Source organism: Bacillus sp. 05T31 (genome assembly GCF_056396725.1).
Window position 1 is genome coordinate 1 of record NZ_JBFTMA010000913.1, and the last position, 1,370, is coordinate 1,370.

The 1,370-nt window shown below is 30.9% G+C and carries 2 protein-coding genes and 1 pseudogene; all 3 read left to right on the forward strand.

The window, feature by feature from the left end; genetic code table 11:
* Window positions 1-113: pseudogene (locus AC1DJR_RS29825) on the forward strand (hypothetical protein); the annotation flags it as partial.
* 54 nt (window positions 114-167) lie between these two features.
* Window positions 168-674 carry a DUF3902 family protein gene (locus AC1DJR_RS29830; RefSeq protein WP_061676089.1) on the forward strand — a complete coding sequence of 169 codons (507 nt, stop codon included), beginning with the start codon at window positions 168-170 and terminating at the stop codon, window positions 672-674.
* 73 nt (window positions 675-747) lie between these two features.
* Window positions 748-1,370 (forward strand): polysaccharide deacetylase family protein (locus AC1DJR_RS29835; protein WP_477004238.1); only part of this gene is annotated, 623 nt, incomplete at its 3' end.

The following is a 1,370-nucleotide window of genomic DNA, read 5'->3' on the forward strand; positions in this document are numbered from 1 at the left end:
ATGTAACTGTCCATATGTCAACTGATGCGAGAACGTGGAAAAAGAATCTACTTAGAAGTAAAGGCATTACTGTTATTGAATATACAACAGACTATAGTAAAGCGGTAGAAAAAGAAGAATACAAGCTAATAATGTATTCTTAAGTTTTTAAAGGATGTGAAATGAACATGAAACCAGTTTTAAAAAATATAATTATTTCCCTTGTTTTTTCAATAGTAGGGGTGTGTTGGTCGCTGTTTGTCTTCTTTATGTTAGATGCAGACTGGCTATTGATTTGGATAGGTGTATTAATGGCATATCTATCGTTGTATATTGTGATAGGTCTATATAGCAGAAAGACGTACGACTCAAAATTCGCTAAAGTGCTTCTAAAAACAATAATTACAACCTTTAGTTTTGGAGTATTAGGAATATCATTCGGAGTTGTACACGAGATATTAGGACCATTGAGTCTTACTTTAATGACATGGTATTGGTTTCTAATGCTATTTTTATATTTAATACCCATAATATTATTAGTGATTTTAGTATTTGTAAATCGTAAAAATCATAATTTCCCTGGGGTATATAGTATACTTATACTTCTAAATATACTTCTTACGTTATGGCCGTTATTTTGGCCGTTATTTATTACTTTTATGGCAACTGGTATGAATGCAAGTGCAGGATGGTAGTAGCATTTAAATAGTATAAAAGTAGATAATCCAACATGAACTCAGTTAATAAATTAGAAAGAAGAATTATAGAATGAGAATTAAGCTTAAGAAAAAGCGAATTATAAGTGTCTTATTTGCCATTATATTAGTATCAATAGGTTATTACATGTTTCAATCTATTACGAACCCTAAGCTGGTAAATGCGAAAGAGGTAAACAGTGTTCAACAAGTGAGCAGTCTACCTAAAAATGAATTAAAAAAATCGATACCTAGTCGTTTTGATGGTAAAGAAAGAAAAGTTGTATATTTAACTTTTGATGATGGACCAGGAAAATATACAGCTAACCTATTAGATGTATTAAAGAAAAATAATGTAAAAGCAACATTCTTTTTAATTGGTGATAATGTGAAAAGGTTCCCAGATTTAGTGAAACGAGAGCATGTAGAGAACCATTATGTTGGCATGCATAGCATGACACATGATTTTAAAAAGTTATACACCAATAAGGAATATGTTAAGGAAATGAAAGAGGATCAATCTTTAATTAGAAATGTTATTGGAAACGCACCGAAATTAACACGCCCACCATATGGATCAATGCCTGGCTTAAATGAATTACTTCGAAATGAAGTGGTCGTGAATAATTTAAAAGTTTGGGATTGGACAATTGATTCTTTAGATTGGAAATACAATAAATTACCCGTTGATGTAGC